The following is a 1,441-nucleotide window of genomic DNA, read 5'->3' as shown; positions in this document are numbered from 1 at the left end:
ATCTGGACTCCTCGACTGTCGACCGCCCTTTGACGACACAGCGCCATCCTCGCGTCCGGCCGGCGGACCGGCCTTCAACGTGTCAGGACTGGCTTTTCTCCATGGCTTCGATCAGGCTCTTGGGACGCAGGTCGCGCCAGTTCGTCTCGATGAAGTCCAGGCATTCCTGGCGGCTCTTCTCTCCGAAGACGACCTGCCATCCGGCCGGCACGTCGACGAAAGTGGGCCACAGCGAGTGCTGGCCTTCGTCGTTGACGAGCACGAGGTAGTCGGCGTCGGGGTCCTCGAACGGGTTCGTCATTTTCGTTTCCTTTCCGATAACTGGCGGTAAGGGGCGGTCGCATCGGACTTTCGCCGGGTCAGTCGTCGTTCTTGTGCAGGAACTCGATGATGGCCGCGTTGACTTCTTCTGGGCGTTCGAGGTAACCGAGGTGGCCGCAGGCCGCGATCTCGACGTAATCGCAGTCCGGAATCGCCTCGGCGACTTCGGCGCCCAGCAGAGGCGGCGTGACGAGATCGTCGGAGAAGGCGATGACCCGGCAGGGGGCCGAGACGCCCCGCAGTGCCGCGCGCCGGTCGGCGCCGGCCAGTCCGGCCCAGGTCTGCCCGGGCGCCGCGCCCGCGCCGCTGTCCGGGAGCTGGAAGACATCCAGCCAGAGCGAGACCGCGTTCTCGTCGTCGAGGGTCGCGGGCGAGAGCATCTGGAAGACCGACATGGCCGCGGAGTACTCGGGCGGGAGCTGGACACCGGATTCCGCGAGTGCGCGATGAGCCGCCTCGTGCGCGCTGCGGGCCGCGTCGGAACGTGCCTTGGTGGACACCAGCACGGCGCAGCGGACGAGATGCGGCGATGTGATCAGCAGTTCCTGCGCGATGAGGGCGCCCAGGGAGACCCCGACGACACGGCAGGGGCCGAGCCCCAGCCCCTCGATCAGTCCTCTGGTGTCGCTGACCATGTCCGCGAGTGCGTATCTGCCCGGAGGACAGTCGGACGGCGGTATTCCGCGGTTGTCGAAGGTGATGGCCTCATATCCCGCGCGTACGACCGCCGGTGTCTGGTGGACGGTCCAGACCCGTCCGGCAGCGCCCGTGCCCATGATGAACAGGACCGGCGCACCGGATCCGTGCCGTTGATAGGCGAGCCGGATGCCATTGGTCGGCAGCTGACGCACGGGTTCACCGCTCAGCGCCATTTCCGCTGCCCACGATCTGATGTGAGGCCGTTTCCGACGTGTCGTCCCGTGAACTCGGCCGCCTGGTCCGGCCGGCAGTAATTGTCGTTGTGACAGGTCGCCATGACGTGGACCACGAGCCGCTCTTCCTCCCCCTTGGTGAGCATTCGATTCGCCGGCCCTCGGGCCCATGGCGGTACGGCACGGACTCATGGCCAGGGAGCCCGCCCCGACGAATACTGTCTCGCCGAGCAGGTTGGCGCAATACG

The 1,441-nt window shown here is 66.9% G+C and carries 2 protein-coding genes; both read right to left on the bottom strand.

All coding sequences use genetic code 11. The annotated features are described in order from the left end of the window. Positions 1-82: 82 nt before the first annotated feature. A complete protein-coding gene (locus tag OHB00_RS44865) occupies positions 83-301 on the bottom strand; it encodes an MbtH family protein (RefSeq protein WP_181804230.1) in 219 nt (72 codons plus the stop codon). Between the two features lie 58 nt (positions 302-359). After that, the gene (locus tag OHB00_RS44860; RefSeq protein ID WP_406443868.1) at positions 360-1,172 is read right to left on the bottom strand and encodes an alpha/beta fold hydrolase; all 813 of its coding nucleotides are present in this window, start codon (positions 1,170-1,172) and stop codon (positions 360-362) included. Positions 1,173-1,441 lie beyond the last annotated feature (269 nt).

Origin of the sequence: Streptomyces sp. NBC_00631 (genome assembly GCF_045206895.1) — a bacterium.
GTDB lineage: Bacteria > Actinomycetota > Actinomycetes > Streptomycetales > Streptomycetaceae > Streptomyces.
The sequence above is the reverse complement of the archived record's forward strand: the minus strand, read 5'-3'. Positions and strand labels throughout refer to the sequence as shown.

Bases quoted from the DNA above. Each gene is read 5' to 3' on its own strand.
- OHB00_RS44865 (WP_181804230.1), bottom strand. From the start codon at position 301: ATGACGAACCCGTTCGAGGACCCCGACGCCGACTACCTCGTGCTCGTC.